Source organism: Bacteroides sp. GD17, assembly GCF_038448625.1.
In the GTDB taxonomy this organism is placed as follows: Bacteria; Bacteroidota; Bacteroidia; order Bacteroidales; family Bacteroidaceae; genus Bacteroides.
This window is the reverse complement of record NZ_JBCEZS010000020.1, coordinates 40,531-56,807: the sequence shown is the minus strand read 5'-3', so window position 1 is coordinate 56,807 and position 16,277 is coordinate 40,531. Positions and strand designations below refer to the sequence as shown.

13 protein-coding genes are annotated in these 16,277 nt (G+C 49.0%); 4 read left to right on the top strand and 9 right to left on the bottom strand.

What is annotated here, in order from left to right; translation table 11 throughout:
* Positions 1-353 precede the first annotated feature (353 nt).
* Positions 354-524, top strand: coding sequence for a hypothetical protein (locus AAE250_RS21960; RefSeq protein WP_008643590.1), 171 nt, complete (start codon positions 354-356; stop codon positions 522-524).
* A 195-nt stretch (positions 525-719) separates the two neighbouring features.
* On the top strand, positions 720-4,685 hold the full coding sequence (locus AAE250_RS21955; protein WP_118440495.1) for a hybrid sensor histidine kinase/response regulator transcription factor: 3,966 nt from the start codon (positions 720-722) through the stop codon (positions 4,683-4,685).
* A 215-nt stretch (positions 4,686-4,900) separates the two neighbouring features.
* Here the strand turns inward: AAE250_RS21955 and AAE250_RS21950 are convergent, their stop codons facing one another.
* The 6 genes from AAE250_RS21950 to AAE250_RS21925 form a co-directional block, all read right to left on the bottom strand.
* Positions 4,901-5,902, bottom strand: coding sequence for an ArdC family protein (locus tag AAE250_RS21950; RefSeq protein WP_117889575.1), 1,002 nt, complete (start codon positions 5,900-5,902; stop codon positions 4,901-4,903).
* Between the two features lie 1,243 nt (positions 5,903-7,145).
* Entirely contained in the window at positions 7,146-7,544 is a 399-nt protein-coding gene (locus AAE250_RS21945) for a hypothetical protein (RefSeq protein WP_005648588.1), read from the bottom strand.
* A gap of 22 nt (positions 7,545-7,566) precedes the next feature.
* Complete coding sequence (locus AAE250_RS21940; protein WP_117889587.1) at positions 7,567-9,075, bottom strand: Fic family protein; 1,509 nt, start codon at positions 9,073-9,075, stop codon at positions 7,567-7,569.
* Between the two features lie 129 nt (positions 9,076-9,204).
* Entirely contained in the window at positions 9,205-9,843 is a 639-nt protein-coding gene (locus AAE250_RS21935) for a recombinase family protein (protein ID WP_005648594.1), read from the bottom strand.
* A 242-nt stretch (positions 9,844-10,085) separates the two neighbouring features.
* The gene (locus AAE250_RS21930) at positions 10,086-10,922 is read right to left on the bottom strand and encodes a virulence RhuM family protein (RefSeq protein WP_008777459.1); all 837 of its coding nucleotides are present in this window, start codon (positions 10,920-10,922) and stop codon (positions 10,086-10,088) included.
* 3 nt (positions 10,923-10,925) lie between these two features.
* Positions 10,926-11,255 (bottom strand): hypothetical protein, encoded by a 330-nt coding sequence (locus tag AAE250_RS21925; RefSeq protein WP_007564632.1) that lies wholly within the window; start codon positions 11,253-11,255, stop codon positions 10,926-10,928.
* 286 nt (positions 11,256-11,541) lie between these two features.
* On the opposite strand from AAE250_RS21925, the gene AAE250_RS21920 reads away from it, so the two are divergent.
* Both AAE250_RS21920 and AAE250_RS21915 read left to right on the top strand, forming a co-directional pair.
* Positions 11,542-12,300 (top strand): ParA family protein, encoded by a 759-nt coding sequence (locus tag AAE250_RS21920; protein ID WP_117889577.1) that lies wholly within the window; start codon positions 11,542-11,544, stop codon positions 12,298-12,300.
* Positions 12,301-12,304: 4 nt separating this feature from the next.
* Complete coding sequence (locus AAE250_RS21915; protein WP_005648607.1) at positions 12,305-12,562, top strand: hypothetical protein; 258 nt, start codon at positions 12,305-12,307, stop codon at positions 12,560-12,562.
* A gap of 188 nt (positions 12,563-12,750) precedes the next feature.
* Here the strand turns inward: AAE250_RS21915 and AAE250_RS21910 are convergent, their stop codons facing one another.
* The 3 genes from AAE250_RS21910 to AAE250_RS21900 are packed head-to-tail and all read right to left on the bottom strand — an operon-like array spanning position 12,751 to position 16,076.
* Positions 12,751-13,893 carry a fimbrillin family protein gene (locus tag AAE250_RS21910; protein WP_182420375.1) on the bottom strand — a complete coding sequence of 381 codons (1,143 nt, stop codon included), beginning with the start codon at positions 13,891-13,893 and terminating at the stop codon, positions 12,751-12,753.
* A 45-nt stretch (positions 13,894-13,938) separates the two neighbouring features.
* Entirely contained in the window at positions 13,939-14,859 is a 921-nt protein-coding gene (locus AAE250_RS21905; RefSeq protein ID WP_342289435.1) for a DUF5119 domain-containing protein, read from the bottom strand.
* A complete protein-coding gene (locus AAE250_RS21900; protein ID WP_195577132.1) occupies positions 14,856-16,076 on the bottom strand; it encodes a DUF3575 domain-containing protein in 1,221 nt (406 codons plus the stop codon). The genes AAE250_RS21905 and AAE250_RS21900 overlap by 4 nt, the downstream gene beginning before the upstream one ends.
* Positions 16,077-16,277 lie beyond the last annotated feature (201 nt).

Here is a 16,277-nt window from a genome sequence, read left to right as displayed (position 1 = left end):
AGAGGCACAAGTATGTAGGCAACCCTGTTATAGCACCGGAATCTGCTGTGTCGCATGAATCAACCGTAGTCCCCGTGAAAGGCATGGCTATACCGCCAAGGGCTGTGGATGAAGTCGCAATGCGGAAAGCCGTCCTTTCCCAGGCAGTTCTCAGGAAGTCTTAAGAAAGAGGGGATAAACATCTGATACGGACAACTCGCAATACGATACGCAACGATGAAAGTGGTGAACAAATCTGGCACTAACGGATGCGCCTCTTTTATATGATTATAATATTAACAAGAAATGCCCGCCATTGTTCTTAAATGCGAATTATAACTTCTTACTGTTGGAAGATTATCTATAAATCGGGCATGAGGGTAAGAGTGCTTACAAACAATTCGGCCCGCTTTATTGGGGGCTGCCAAACCTCGACCGGCACCTGTACCACCCGCGGATATAAATTCGGACCGGAGGTATGGATGGTATTCCGCACACCGGACCAACGTACCCTTGCGGACAGTCCCGAGCCCGGCAAGCCATAATTCCGTCGGGTCAATTGAACAACCGCCTCTCGGAATATGTTCATATCATGGGCCGGTCCCGTATGCAGCTATTTTCCGGGGTACATGACATTGAGGACATACCGCCTGATGCCGACATCCGAGGTTATGTTTAAATTTGTATATTAATTTATATTTTTATATATTTGCAACAGTTGTTGTCTAATTTACATCAGAATGACACGTGTTCGGAATATGGGAAGAATACTGTCCGCATTCCTCATGCTGGGAATTTCCTCCATGTGCGGAGCCCAGATATATAAATACTTGGGAATAGAGGACGGATTGAGTAACCGGAGGATTTACCGTATCCAAAAAGACGGGAGGGGATACATGTGGTTCCTCACCCAGGAGGGGATGGACCGTTATGACGGCAAGCGGATCAGGCATTACACTGTTCTTGACGGCAATCTGAAGGTGGCCCCGCAAGTCAATCTGAACTGGCTCTACACCGACACGGAGAACACGCTGTGGGTTGTGGGAAGGAAAGGCCGTATTTTCCATTACGACACCCTCCATGACCGTTTCCGGATGGTATACAGGATACCCGGTCTTCAGGATGATTTCGCCACGGGCATGCTCTGTTACGCCTATATGGACCGTGGGGACCGCATATGGCTCTGTCAGGGTGACCATATCATCCGCTATGACACCCGCACAGGCATTGCGCAGCGGCTGGTCTCCCGTTTAAGAGGTGATATAACCGCTATCGGCGAGACGGACGGTACAAACCTTTTCATCGGTACCGTGAACGGACTTTTTCCGGTACGGGAAAGGGACGGTGTCCTTGAGGCGCTTGCGGACACGGACAGCATCCGGACGCCGGTCAGCGAACTCTACTACCACCCCGGTTCGAAGAAACTGTTCGTGGGAACCTTCAGGAAGGGTATACTTGTATACGGAGTGTCCGCAGGCAGTACGCTGCGGAATGTGGCCGTCAACCGGATCACCCCTCTCAATGACCGGGAGCTGCTGATAGCCACGGGCGGAAGGGGGGTATACAGGATGGATGTGGACTCGCTAGTGCCCAAACCCTATATAACCGCCGACTACGCCAGCCACAACGGCATGAACGGAGACAATATCAATGACATTTATGTGGATGGCGGGGACCGTATCTGGCTTGCCAACTACCCCGCCGGAGTCACAATCCGGAATAACCGCTACCAGAGCTATGAATGGTTCCGGCACTCACCGGGTAACAGCCGGTCGCTGGTTAACGATCAGGTGCATGATGTCATCGAAGACAGCGAAGGCGACTTGTGGTTCGCCACCAGCAACGGGATCAGCCTGCTGCAGCCTGCGGTAGGACGGTGGCGCTCCTTTCTCAGCCGGTCCGATGGGATACAGGATGGCGGGAACCATATCTTCCTGACGCTCTGCGAGGTCTCGCCGGGTGTCATCTGCGCCGGCGGGTACGCTTCGGGCCTGTACAGGATCGAAAAGAAAACCGGGAGGGTGGAATACTTTCCCCCCTCCTTTGCAGCAGAGGGGTGTCCAGACCAGTATATCAATGACATCGGAAAAGATTCCGGAGGATGTATATGGACAGGGGGCTGCCACAATCTCAAACGTTTCGATCCCCATGACGGCACAGTACGCCTGTACCCGGTCCCGGGCCCCATCACCGCCATACTGGAGAAGGCTCCGGAATGGATGTGGATCGGTACCGGCATGGGGTTGTACCTGCTTGACGGGCACGGGGGGACCTGCAGACATATCGCCTTTCCAGTCGAGGCGGTTCATGTCTATGCACTGTACCAGGCACCGGACGGGCTCCTGTATATCGGCACCGGCGGGGCGGGACTTCTCGTCTATGACAGCGTGGAGGACAGGTTCGTCCGCCAATACCAGACCGAGAACTGCGCCCTGATATCCAATAACATCCATACCATTGTCCCCCGTGCGGACGGCACCCTGCTACTGGGGACCGAAAACAGCGTGGCCCTGTTCCGGCGTGAGAGCGGCACTTTCAGAAACTGGACGGCAGAACAAGGGCTGGCAAGCGTATGCCTCAATGCCGGGGTATCCACTTTCCGGCACGGGGAAAGCTTCGTGTTCGGGAGTAACACCGGAGCCGTCATGTTCCCCTCCGACATGAGGATACCCGCCCCGCATTTTTCTCGGATGCTCCTGCGGGATTTCATGATCTCCTACCGCCCCGTCTATCCCGGGGACAAGGGATCCCCCTTGAGGGAGGATATTGACAATACCGTCAGGCTGGAACTTGCATATGACCAGAATACCTTCTCCCTGGAAGCTGTCTCCATCAACTACGACTATCCCTCGAACATCCTATATTCATGGAAATTGGAGGGGCTCTACGAGGGCTGGAGCCATCCGGTCCAGAGCGGGCGGATACAGTTCACGAGCCTGCCCCCAGGCAACTACACCCTGCGTATCCGTGCCGTCTCCAATGAGGAGAAATACAAGGTGTATGAGGAAAGAAGCCTCGGTCTGAGTGTCGCCCGGCCGCTGTGGGCGGGTACATGGGCCATTGCCGGATATGCGTCATTGTGTGTGTTGGCTGGGGTGGTGTCTTTTCGCGTTGCCATGTTGCGCAGGCAGAAAAGGATATCAGACGAAAAGACGTGCTTCTTCATACATACTGCCCATGATGTCCGTACTCCGCTTACGCTGATCAAGGCTCCGCTGGAAGAGGTGGTGGAGAAAGACATGGTGAAGGCGGAGGGGATGGACAATGTACGGATGGCCCTGAAAAGCGTGGACGGACTTCTGGGATTGGTCACCAGCCTGATAGATTTCGAGAGTACGGACAACTACACCTTGAGACTTCATGTCTCGGAATATGAGCTCAACAGTTATCTGGAGACGACCTGTGAGGCATTCCGCACATATGCCTCCATCAGGGACATCGATATCACCCGTGAGAGCGGCTTCCCTTACCTGAATGTCCGGTTTGACAAGGACAAAATGGACTCTATATTGAAGAATATACTGTCCAACGCACTGAAGTACACTCCACGGGGCGGGAGTATCCAGGTCCGTGCCTTCGTGGACCGGCATGTATGGGGTGTGGAAGTGGAAGACACGGGGATTGGCATTCCACCTGAGGAACGGAAGAAACTGTTCAGGAACCATTTCAGGGGCAGTAATGCCGTCAATCTGCAAGTGGCGGGAAACGGTGTCGGACTGATGATGGTACATAGGCTGGTAAGGCTGCACGGAGGCAGGGTCCGCGTTACCAGTACCGAGGGGAAGGGGACCATGGTATGTGTTATTTTTCCCCTGAGGAGCAGACGCCTTGACAAGGCATGCCCCGTTGCTTCGCCCAGGAAACAGGATACCGGGGAAACCCGCATGGGACCGGATTGCGGCCCCATGCGTGAGATCCTTCCAACAATGACCGGCGGGGACCGGCAGCGTATTCTTATTGTGGAGGACAATGACGATTTGCGGACCTACCTTGAGGGGCTGCTGAAAGAGGAATACCTGGTCCAAACCTGTTCCAACGGACGGGACGCGCTGCTTGTGGCGAGAGAATACAATCCGGACCTGATACTTTCGGACGTTATGATGCCTGAAATGGGAGGGGACGAACTTTGCGCGTCCGTCAAATCCGATATTGAGACATCCCATATCCCGGTCATGCTGCTGACCGCCTTGGGAGATGAGAAGGACATGCTGGAGGGGCTGGAAAACGGAGCTGACGCCTATATCACCAAACCGTTTAGCATAAACGTGCTCAGGGCGAATATCAGGAACATACTGGCAAACCGGGCACTGCTCAGACGGGCATACGCCGGTCTTGAGGACGGAGTCGGACAGGTTCCGCCGGACTGCCACAATACCCGGGACTGGAAATTCATGGCCTCCGTAAGGGAATGCGTCATGAAGAATATCGACAACCCCGGTTTCTGTGTGGACATGCTCTGTGGCATGCAGAACATGAGCCGCACCGGATTTTTCAACAAGTTGAAGGCGCTCACCGGCCATGCCCCGGCTGACTATATCCGCTCCATGCGGCTGCAATATGCGGCACAACTGCTCAGGGAAAAAGACTGTTCGATAACGGAAATCTCGGATGACTCGGGGTTCTCCGATGTCAGATATTTCAGGGAGGTGTTCAGGAAGTACTATGGAATGAGCCCGAGTGAGTACAGGAATTCGATGAGAGGATAACATCACGGGCAGACAGACTCCAGGATATGGCAGGTCTTATTGTCGGAGATGGTGTATGTTTCGCTCCGCACCGACAAGCCGGGCACGGTTAGCTCGTTCACCGTAATGATGAAGGCGAACAGCCGCCCTGCCCCAGTATTGAGGCTCGTGCCTGATAGGGATAGTAGAAATAATAGTGTTCGTCCAACAGCCCGCCTGCGAGCGGTGTCGGACTTTCAGTTTTCCATACGAGACCGCCCGTGTCGGCATCCCTCTCGGCTGTCAGTTTCACGTTGGAATAGACTGTTTGAGTGCCCCGCACCACGTATAGGCCGCAGGCCCCGCTTTCGGAAAACTTGGTTTGGCAGCCATTCTCCACAGTACGGGTGGTTTTGCGAACAGCCGACGTATATCCAGCTTTTCAGATAAGCTGCGTTTTCAGTGCGTATATGTTCGGCTATCCCGAAAAACATTCCTGCCAGGGCTGCGGCGAACTCGGCCGTTAATTCCTCCTTGCCGTATTCCTCTGATCCGAACGGGTGCGCAAGATCCCGGTTCAATCGGGTGGGGTGTCCCGTGGAATGTCCCATTTCATGCAGAAGCGTTTCGTAAAAGCTCTGCATATCGACGAACTGCGAGCGAAGCGGCACTACGATATAATCGGCTAAAGGAGAATAGAAAGCCCTGTCGCCTTGCTGCTCCCGTATCGGGCAAAACCAGCTTTTCGCCTCCAGCATGGCGTCTATTTCGGGGTGCGCCTCTCCGGTTGTCCCGTCGGGCTGCTCTGCCTGTCCCCCTCTGAACTTCTCCCTTAACGCTTCCCATTCTTCCGGCCTCACGTCCGAAAAATTGGTCTGATCCAAGTTAAAGACCGAGTAATATTTATAGGTCGGTATAACGTTGTATTCCTGTTGCTGCTCCCGGCTTAACGCCTTGTATTCCTCAAAGGTTATTTTCTTGCGTGTTTCCTTGTGGTACACGTAGAAAAGGAAGTAATAGACCGGAAACGATTTCGATCCTTTCAGCACGGAGATCCCGGCCTCATTCGCCTGGTTGAACGTCATAAATACGGGTGTCTGGTACTGGAATTTCTCGCAAAGGAAAAGGAGTAAAAAGGCGTTGCCTCCGGCGTACCTGCGTCCTGTGAGGTTCTGCGGAAAGAAATTGCGTGTATTCGCCGCAATGGTGATCCAGGGCTTTTGCCAGTTGTCCTCTACCTGCTGGATCTTCTCGATCATTTATGTCTGACATCAAATTTGCAAACTGTTGCGCTGCCTTGTCGAAATAATCAGTTTTCATAACTACGTCCCCCGTTCTTTATCCTGGTGGGTGAGCCAGTTCTAAAGGTTGTTATCTCTTTTTCTATACCTCTAAGATAGCACTTTTATTTGAGAGATGCAAGTATTTAAACAACGTTTAACTAACTATTTATAAGATAATTATATGCAAAAGTAGTATTTTAGTATATACTAAATTTAGTATTTACTACCTGATTTTTTCCGATAGTAAACTCCCCACCTCGCACCCTCCCCCACCAAACCTTGCGGATGCCTAAGATTCCGATGTTTTTGTATCAAGACAACCTCATTTTGGTTTTTCGGGGCTGTCGGTGTGGTCGTCTTGCGTTTACCTTGAGTTCCGAGAGGTTTTTGTATGAGAACACCCCAAACGTTTTTTTCCATAGCACAAGTTTTTTAGGAAAAATACTACCTGGCTTTAGCCAGGCTGGAGATTTTTTCTAAAAGCCGCTTGCGGCTCAACTTGGGATATGGAAAAAGCCGTTTGACCTTTGCAGACAAAACCCCCGGTCAAGGTAAACGCAAGGCGGCCACGCCGGAAAAACTAAAATACCTCTCTCCCCTGAAAGGGGGGTTAAAACCGGGTTCGACAATCGGCTACCGGAGTTCCCGACAAGGAATGTTCCTTGCCCCGCCGACGAGTGCCTGCGCTCATCAGCCGGGCAAGGATCATTCCGGGTACTCCTTTCCGGATTGTGCCGATCAGTGAAAAGTCAGGCGCTTTTATCCGGCTGGCTTCACCGAACGAATCTATCCGGAAATAGCCTACCTTAGCCGGGTGGGTGGGGGGGGGTGTATTTATGCGTTAGGGATTGCAGTGGAAAGCCCACAGCCTTCAGGCGAGAACTTGGAGGCGGAAAGCCCGACCGTTTACGGGAACGCCCAAATCCTCCAAAAGAAAAGCGTACTAATACACTAAAATACTAAAAGTAGTAAATACCCTTAATTCCGCAACACTATTACAAATTAAACTTTTAAAGTACCTGAGCAACAAAAAGTTGCCCATGATTTTGCCATGTCAGAATTTTTACTTATCCTAGTGTTGCAAAAAAACAAGCAAAACTCTGATATGACATGGTGAAGATACAAATTAAACGAGATATACTCCCTATATTCGCGTAGTAATCCCCTGTTGTCCCTGTCGCAAGACAAACTCCAGGGTTTTGTTTTTATATACTCCCCCCTATACGGTAGCGTATGGATCTTTTTCCTGAATCACCTTTTTAATCTTGAACAGCCGTTCTTTGGTTAGCGGCTTTATAGTTTCCGGATCCTCACCGTCGAATGTTTCCCCGAAGATCAGATCGTCCACCTCCAGGCCATGATTAAAATTCTCCCTGATACAGTCCCTTAGCAACCAAAGGTTTTTGAGGTTCACCCAATCGGCCGTTATGTTCCTGATCCTTCTAAACATGATTATCGCAGTACGAAAATAATGCCCCACATGATCGTAATCATGGCAAACCCGTTTATCCAGATAATAAACATCTATTTCCTGGTTTTCTTCATCCTCCGCGATCCGGCAAAGGCAGAACGGGATCTGCTCCAGTTTATCCCATTCGATATATTCCGTTGATTTCATATTGTCATTATTATAAATATCATTACTTGACCAGCGAGGCTATCACTTTGGCAAATTCGGAAATATCCCCCTCCACGCTGGCCTTTTCCAACGCTTTCATATATTCTTTTCTACGCTCCACCGGAACAACCGTCCAGTTATAGCCTCCAGACGCAAGCATGGCGTTCAAGACGAACCGTCCCATTCTCCCGTTCCCGTCCATATAGGGGTGAATATACACGAAAAAGAAGTGTCCCAGGACAGCCCTTACCGCCGGGTGCGGCTCATTCTTCAAGAGATCGAAAAGGACGGGCATAGCGTCCCTGACCGCTTTCGGGTTCAACGGGATATGTTGCGATCCCCGTATATAGACCTGCCCGGTACGATAACCCACAATATCCTCCCTTTGCAAGATCCCCACCGTAACGAACGGCATCCACATCTGCATATACCAGACCAGATGATCCGCCCTTACCGCTTCCCCTGCGTTCTTTCCTTTCAGTATATCGGAGATCGTCCCCCTGACAGCCTGGAACGCCTGGTAATACCCACGTGCCACCAGTGCGTTTTTATGCTCCTTATCTTCTTTCTCCGGCTTCCAGTTCCCGACACGCACTTTCTCGATCAGCTCCGGGGAAACCCTATATCCCTCGATCGAGAGAGAATGATAAGCGTCCTCCGAATACTTTTCATCGACGGATCTCAAATACCCCTCCACGTCATCAATCTTTCCAGGGGCTTCGGGAAACAGTTCTACAACCTTATCCCTCATGTTCTCCCACATCAGGCGCAAGCGTGTGACGTAAGGCGACACCTCATAAACAAGGGGCGTTCGTGGCTGATCCTCGAACGGATCTTCTTCTCTCACGTCATACCCGAACCCCCGCATCGTGGAAACGATGCTGTCGGCGATTTCGCTGTTCCCGATGTTCCGGAACGCCCCGGCTATTCTTCCGGCACGAAGCGAAGCCCCGTTTTTCGTCAGTACCTTTAATATATCGGCAGCGTCCCGTATCATGGCCAGACAGGTGCGGGCTGCGATCTTCTCCACCTGGAAATATCTCGGCGTGGCATATACCAGGGCTTCGGCAAGCGGATAGAGATTAAGGCCGTATTCCGGCTCTTTATATACCTGATCCGGAATCTCGCTTTGAAACACCAAAAGCGAGGTATCATACATCAGCTTTTGCGTGTTGTTATGGCCTTTCGGCGACTTGATAATCACCTGCACGGGCACGGTCGTTTTCCCCGAATACAGATCCAGCGACTGGTCGGCCGTCAAGCACCATTGTTCCCCCAGCCGGACGGCCGCGTATTTCGCAATAAAATACCAGAATGAGGTGTACCAGACCGTCGTGTCCCCCTCTGTTCCCGGCCTGGCCGCAATATACCAGCCTTTCATTACTTCCTGCAACCAGCCGTTATCCAACAGCCGGGTTAAATGCGTCCTCCCTATCTCGGCCGTCCCTTGCAGGACGACACAGCGGTCTTTCTCCTGGAGCTTTCTTAATTCCTCCAGTGAAGCCGCCATTTTCTCCGCCATTGTTGCCATACTACCGTTTTTATTTAGATCCTGATTATTTTCGTGCAAATACTCGTTTTTATTCACGTGCAAATACTCGTTTTTAATTATGTGCATTTACTCGTATTTGTTGCAAAAATACGGTCTTTTTTCCGATAATCAGCTATTAATAAAGTCTTTTTTTACCTGTTGTATTGTAGATACGGCCTTTCCCGTGAGCTTCGCCACGTTCCGGATCGAGTAGCCTTTCTTTAACAAGGCGATCGCCTCCCGGTATTCCTCTTTCCTCTGTTCGGCCGTTTTCCGGCTTCCCGGCTTCCGTCCCAGCCTGCCCCCTTTCTGGATGTACAACTCCCGTCCGCTATTAAGGCGGTCGATGATCCCCTGGCGTTCGATCGCGGCCAGTTCCCCCAACAGGGTAGTGATCAGAGAGGACAAGGGGTTTACCGTCTTGTCCGGCCGTAATGTTTCCAGGTTCAGGTTTTGGATATACACGCATATTTTATGCGTGTGCAGCGTATCGAGTGCCTTTAGGATCTCCAGGGTTGAACGCCCCAGGCGTGAGATCTCGGTCAACAACAACATATCCACCCGGTTCTGCGGATCTGTGCAGTATTCCAGGCAACGGCTTAAAACCGGGCGTTCGATATTGGCCTTTCGTCCGCTTATCTTTTCCTCAAAGACCGCCGTCACCTCGTACCCCCGTCCGGCTGCGAACCTCTCCAGATCGACAACCTGCCGTTCGGTCGATTGCCTGGCCGACTGCGAGCTTACACGTGAATAAATAACCACATTCATCCCTTTTGCTTTTGTTCTTCCTTATCTATTGTTTTAATCACCTTATCCACCTCTTTCAAGGACGGCATTATTTCCGGATCTATCCAAAAAAGAAATTCGCTAATTAACCTATAATTACTATCTTTGCATTGTAATGCTTGGTAAAGCCTCTGTTTTCAAAACACGTAACCAAGTCAAGGATATACCCGTTCATCAAGAACGGGTTTTTCTTTTGCGACAGCCCATTCATAAGACAAAGGATATTATAACAGGTCAGTAATCACAGCCGCCGGAATATCCAGCTTTGAGAAAGCGAACATCTTTTTCCCCAGATCCTTTAACGAGGCTCCGATATGGTACACGTCCGTTTCATCAACGATCAGGAAACGGTCGTGACTGTCCCGGTACGTCCTGATGTCGATAGGTGTGTACTGGCTGTTATGCCTGTCAAGATCAAGTTGGAGTTGCTGCGTGATACGCTGGGTGTAAATGGTGGCCGAGACACCGACGCTGCGTTTACTCAACATGAGCAAGACCGTTTCGTCCACATAGTTGTCGATAAGCACGATCGAACGCCTGGCCGACTTTACCAGATCGGTAGCGAACTTGTACGCATCGAAAATCTGGCCGTTATAAAAAATGCCTTCGACCGGGGGCAAGGCAGTACGCACAAAAAAATCTATCTTCTCGGTATGTTGAGCGACAGTCCTTTCAAGTTCTGACAAACGTTTATTAATGGAATACCCTTTTAAAAGATAGTCCTTTAAAACCTTATTCGCCCATTGCCTAAATAAAATACCTCTTTTACTATTGACACGAAACCCAATGGATATGATCGCATCCAAATTGTAATAAGTCAGATTGCGCATCACTTGCCGTTTGCCTTCCTGTCGAACTGTTCGGAAATCCCGAACAGTTGAACTTTCCTCTAATTCTTTCTGATCATATATGTTTTTTATATGCTCGCTTATATTTGCTTTGCTGGATTGAAAAAGATCCACAATTTGCGCCTGTGTCAGCCAAACGGTTTCATCTTCCAGCCTCACTTCCAACTTGACCGCTTCATCCGGCTGGTATAATATGATTTCTCCCTGTTCCATTACTTATTTACCTTTTCTTAATTCATCAAGCCTCTGCATCGCACCGCTGAACTTCTCACTAAACATCATATCATCGGGCAAAACAAACCAGGTGGGAATACCTCTCGACTGTGGATTACCTATACATTCATCTTGCCCGTTCTGTTTGCGGTAATCGTCCCATTCACTATAAGCGATGTTCCAACGAATACCTAATTTATAGGTATTTTCCCATTTAATAATAGCCAGTGAATAGGCCGGATCATCTTTGCCGTCATAAATCACTTCTACAACTTCAACCATCCCTTTAGGGGAATTTATAAACTTCGGATTTTTATACGAATAAGTGCTCATGTCTTTTATTTTTTATTCATAGCACACAAAGATACTCAAAAACAAATATATACATATATACATACGTATGATTAACGTATAAAAACATTTATGGTTATTCTAATCTTTGATTAATTCCGGTACAGAAACAAAACGTACCGAAAGACGGAAACAGGATTTATTTCGGTACGCTTCCCCGATCGGTACAAAAAACACGCAAAAAACGAAAATACTACTTTTAGTCTTTTAGTATATTAGTATTTTGACTATATTTGCGGACATGACAACCATTTAAAAAACTGAATTTATGAGCAAAGCAAAAGTAATCTCCGTATTGAATCACAAAGGGGGAGTAGGAAAGACTACAACCACGATCAACCTGGGCGGCGCGTTACGTCAAAAAGGGTACAAGGTTCTTTTGATCGACCTTGACGGGCAGGCCAACCTGACTGAATCGCTGGGCTTCTCCGCGGAGCTTCCCCAAACGATCTACGGTGCGATGAAAGGCGAATACGACCTGCCGATCTACGAGCATAAGGACGGCCTTAGCGTCGTTCCCTCCTGCCTGGATCTCTCGGCCGTTGAAACGGAGTTAATCAACGAGGCCGGGCGGGAACTTATCTTAGCCCACCTTATCAAAGGCCAAAAGGAGAAATTCGATTATATCCTGATCGACTGCCCCCCCTCGCTGTCGCTGCTCACGCTTAACGCACTGACGGCCTCGGATCGGTTGATTATCCCGGTTCAGGCTCAATTCCTGGCAATGCGTGGAATGGCCAAACTTATGCAGGTCGTCCACAAGGTGCAGCAACGTTTGAACTCGGATCTTTCGATGGCCGGGGTTCTGATAACCCAGTACGACGGAAGAAAGAACCTGAACAAGAGCGTTTCGGAACTGGTACAGGAAACATTCCAGGGCAAAGTGTTCAGCACCCATATACGCAACTCCATTGCGCTGGCCGAAGCCCCGACACAAGGGCAGGATATTTTTCACTATGCCCCCAAATCTGCCGGGGCAGAGGACTACGAAAAGGTATGTAACGAACTGCTAACAGAAATAAAGTAACCATATGGCAAAGAAGAACGATTTAAAAAACAGTATGTCGGCCGGGCTGACCGGGGGCTTAGACAGCCTGATCCAATCCACGGCCGGGCAAAAAGAGGCTCAAAAGCCGAAGAAAGCGAAAACCGTGCATTGTAATTTTGTCATGGACGAAACCTATCACCAGAACTTAAAGCTGATCGCGATCCGCAAAGGCGATTCGCTAAAATCGGTATTGCAAGAGGCTATATCTGACTACTTGGATAAAAACAGTTCCCTGCTATAACAGCGTATCGGGAATATACAGGGCAAACACTCCACAAAAGAAATTCTCCAGGAAAAAGGTACGCAAAAAGCACCCCTACACATCAAAAAGTATATTGAAAATGCGATTCCCTATAAAGAACCCGTTGGCAGGATTAATCTTGCGTATGTTTAACCTGCCAACGGGTACGATATTAATAAACGTTTGGATTAAGGTTGGGGTTGGACGTTTACGTCTTTATCTGCATCAACCCAGCCTGTTGTCTTTGCATCAAACTGGATCGGATTCAACACAGCCACTCCCTGATCAGTATAACCACCACCGAAAATCAACGTGTAGATATGACGCTTGCCCGCTACCCATGTATCTCCGAACGGAACATAAATTGTTCCGTAACTATCTGCTGAACCCAACAGATAACCTCCGGACTGCTGGATTTTGCAGGTGATCGACAGGTAACATTGATGCGCACCGTCGGCTTTTATCTTGGTATTGGTGGCTTCTTCGGAAACTTTCCATGCTGTCAGCTTCTGTGGTATATTCAGCATAGGAGTTTTTTCGGAAATATCGGTAGCTGTGGTATTACTATTGACCTCGATGGATTTGCCTTGCACTACGGTAATAAAACCTCCTCCTGTAGAGCTTTCAGGCCAATCACCCACAGTCCAACTTCCCGTTCCATCGGCTGTCGCAGGCAATGTGTAGACGCCGCCCATTTTTACATTAAAAATCTTGATGTCCTTTATATTCACCTGCATGTTATCGTATTCGGTCTTTGCTTTGAATACGACCTGTGACAGAATATGCTTGAAGTTAAATTTCACTACTCCGTTGTTCTTGTCTTTTGTCTGGCCTTTGGCTATGGCATACATCACGTCGTAGTTTTCATGAGCATTGATACCAGATCCATACTCATCGGAGCAGGAATAAGTTATCTTTTGAGTATCCTTGGTGGCTTCCCACATATAACTCCACTGCATGGCTTCATCAACCGTTCCGGGATTGAATGCGTAAAAGTCCAAAGCCTCGGTAGGCCAATAACGAAGGTCGCTCGCATTTTTATAATCCCACTTACCATTATTGTACACGATATTCACTCCGTCATGTCCAAATTCCGTGTCGACCTTTCCCATGAAGGCAGTACCATCCCCCGTAAAAGCGAACACGTCGAAATCGGTGTTCTTCAAGTTGGTGTTGGTAGTAGGGATAGCCCTCGTTTCCGCCGCATTACTTAACACGTTAAAACCAATCGCATTCCGTGAGGAGGTTTCCACATTCGCAATCTCCTCGTCTGAGCAACCCATGAGTAGTGCTCCAAAGATTGCCCAAAGCATTACTGTACTTTTTTTCATAAATAAAAACAATTTAAATTGATACATATAATTAATAAACTCGTATTACAACACTATATCCATATTCACATCATCCCAATCATCAACGTCCACATCAAATCCCGGACCGCCATTTCCCGGCTCGGATGGTACCTCATAATCAAAATTCAACACCAGATGCACATCACCGATATGCCCCGCTACCGGGACATCATGCACTTGGTCGCTCACGTCCTGTTCCAATACAGACATGCTGCCTGAACGGTTCTTGATATACAGCCGGAAAACATTGGGCTCTCCTTCAAGTGCGGAATGTCCAAACGTATAGAATCCGCCTATAATCTGATTCCGTGAAACCATTCCATCAAAGAGCAGGCTCTCCGAAAGATCGGCGGGCAAACTGTCGCCGGACATGTTAAGCGAGCCGGACATGCCGGAAAGAGCGGCCCGCAAATCCGCCACCCTGTCCAGTCCCCGAAGACCGTTCACCTCATACGTGTAGTGACATACCATGTTTACGGGAGTTAGCCGTATTATCTTCGTGCTTCCTTCCGGAATGTCCTTGAGGATAACTCTGTCTATATGGTCGCCACACAGCCAGGGTGGGGTGACAGCCATTGTCCGGTTATCCGGCGACTGAACATCACGCGTATCGGCAGTAAAAAGCGTGTAACTGCCGTTTTCTTTCCAAACCATCCCGTCGGTATCGTAGTTGAAGCAAATTACCCGGTAATCATTCTCGGGGAGCTCCACTTCCCCATCCTCTCCTCCGGGGAAATCAAATATCCACGTGTTGCTTTCATCGTCGGTCGGATAAAATACGACCCTCATGCCTTCAGGCTTGTCATGATTGGAAATCTTGGTCCAGTCGAATACTACCCGCACCTTGGCAAAGTGCGGATGATCGTAACATAAATCCTTATGCTCACAAGCCGTCAGTCCTATCCATAAAAATATGAACACCAGACTAAAGCGTATCCGTATCACTGCCTGCCTCCTTTCTTCTCGTTGTAGTTGCCACGGCCGATCAACCACACCAAAGAGATACCCGCCTTGGTCGGGCCGAACCAGCGGCGGTTTTTAGTGGTCTGCCATACATAGTGACCGTCCAAAGGGATGTACTCCTTGTACGATCCTCCAAGGTAGCCGATTCCCAACGTGAAATCCACATTGAACCGATGTCCCACAGGTAACGAGTAGCCGTAAGCCACGCCTCCCCCGTAACTCCATTTATCCCCCAAGTAACCTTTCCCACCCAATTCGAAATCATAGGTGACGATCTGCCCGTACAATCCGACATGATGCCCGGAAAACGGTTTTTCCACCGCTCTCCGACCGAACCAGCGGCGCAACTCCACATCTCCCCCATAGATACGCCAATAATTATGCTTCCGATCACTTTTCCACCAGGCATACATCCAATTCCCGGCCACAGACCAGTTCTTCCCCAAACAGAACTCAACCCCGATGTCAGGTATCAAAACAGCGTCATAAAGCAAGTTTGTTTTCACCGCCATGCAAAACGGCCGTTTCTTTACCGGAGCTATGACGGTAACGGTATCACGGATGCACAACGTATCACGTGTATGTATATATACCGTATCTCTGACGGGATTTATCGGATCACTATCATAGCATATTTTCACCATCGACGAACGAAGTTTCGGAAAATGGAATTTATACAAATATGAGTATGGCCTCCCCCCTTTCAGTCTTTTCAGTTCTCCCCCCCAATAAGGGCTGTCCTGGTTTTCCAAACGGACGATCTTCTCCAACAAACGAAGGACATCCTCCCTCTCCGGAACATTCACATCCGCTCTCACCATCGTTATAAGTCCGTTCCAGTCGCTTCCCGAAAAATGAAAATCCCTCTCCAATACCGGAATCTTTATATAAGGTGATATATACCGCCACAAAACCTCTGCTCGTTTTTCAGACAGCCTTCCATTCAACAGCCCCCCTCCTTCCGGGGAAGCTCCTCCTATTATTTGAATTTTCCTGATAAGACGGACGGAGTCGTTCAATGCGGAACAGATTTTAGCAAACCGCTCCATCTCGTTCCCATTGTCAAGTAAACATGTATCTATATTTACCTTTCCTTGATGAAAATAGATCCTTACCGAATCACGCTTCTCCTGAGCGGATATTTCTCCGCTTATACTCAACACGAGCACGAACAATACACATTTAATATAAAAAAACATCTTTTCGTCATTTAATCATTTGTTAATATGACAATCCAAACCCAGGCTTTTACACCCCCTGAATTTCAACCGCTAAAGATATGCACCTATAAACCAACCTCCAAAGCAAAAAACAAGTATTTTAAACTTATAAATACTTAAAAAGACAACCACACAACAGCTACAACACTTACCACAGCAGCCAATCACGCTTACAGAACA

Coding starts and splice junctions, on each gene's coding strand:
- AAE250_RS21960 (WP_008643590.1), top strand. CDS start 354: ATGAGGGTAAGAGTGCTTACAAACAATTCGGCCCGCTTTATTGGGGGC.
- AAE250_RS21955 (WP_118440495.1), top strand. CDS start 720: ATGACACGTGTTCGGAATATGGGAAGAATACTGTCCGCATTCCTCATG.
- AAE250_RS21950 (WP_117889575.1), bottom strand. CDS start 5,902: ATGATCGAGAAGATCCAGCAGGTAGAGGACAACTGGCAAAAGCCCTGG.
- AAE250_RS21945 (WP_005648588.1), bottom strand. CDS start 7,544: ATGAAATCAACGGAATATATCGAATGGGATAAACTGGAGCAGATCCCG.
- AAE250_RS21940 (WP_117889587.1), bottom strand. CDS start 9,075: ATGGCAACAATGGCGGAGAAAATGGCGGCTTCACTGGAGGAATTAAGA.
- AAE250_RS21935 (WP_005648594.1), bottom strand. CDS start 9,843: ATGAATGTGGTTATTTATTCACGTGTAAGCTCGCAGTCGGCCAGGCAA.
- AAE250_RS21930 (WP_008777459.1), bottom strand. CDS start 10,922: ATGGAACAGGGAGAAATCATATTATACCAGCCGGATGAAGCGGTCAAG.
- AAE250_RS21925 (WP_007564632.1), bottom strand. CDS start 11,255: ATGAGCACTTATTCGTATAAAAATCCGAAGTTTATAAATTCCCCTAAA.
- AAE250_RS21920 (WP_117889577.1), top strand. CDS start 11,542: ATGAGCAAAGCAAAAGTAATCTCCGTATTGAATCACAAAGGGGGAGTA.
- AAE250_RS21915 (WP_005648607.1), top strand. CDS start 12,305: ATGGCAAAGAAGAACGATTTAAAAAACAGTATGTCGGCCGGGCTGACC.
- AAE250_RS21910 (WP_182420375.1), bottom strand. CDS start 13,893: ATGAAAAAAAGTACAGTAATGCTTTGGGCAATCTTTGGAGCACTACTC.
- AAE250_RS21900 (WP_195577132.1), bottom strand. CDS start 16,076: ATGTTTTTTTATATTAAATGTGTATTGTTCGTGCTCGTGTTGAGTATA.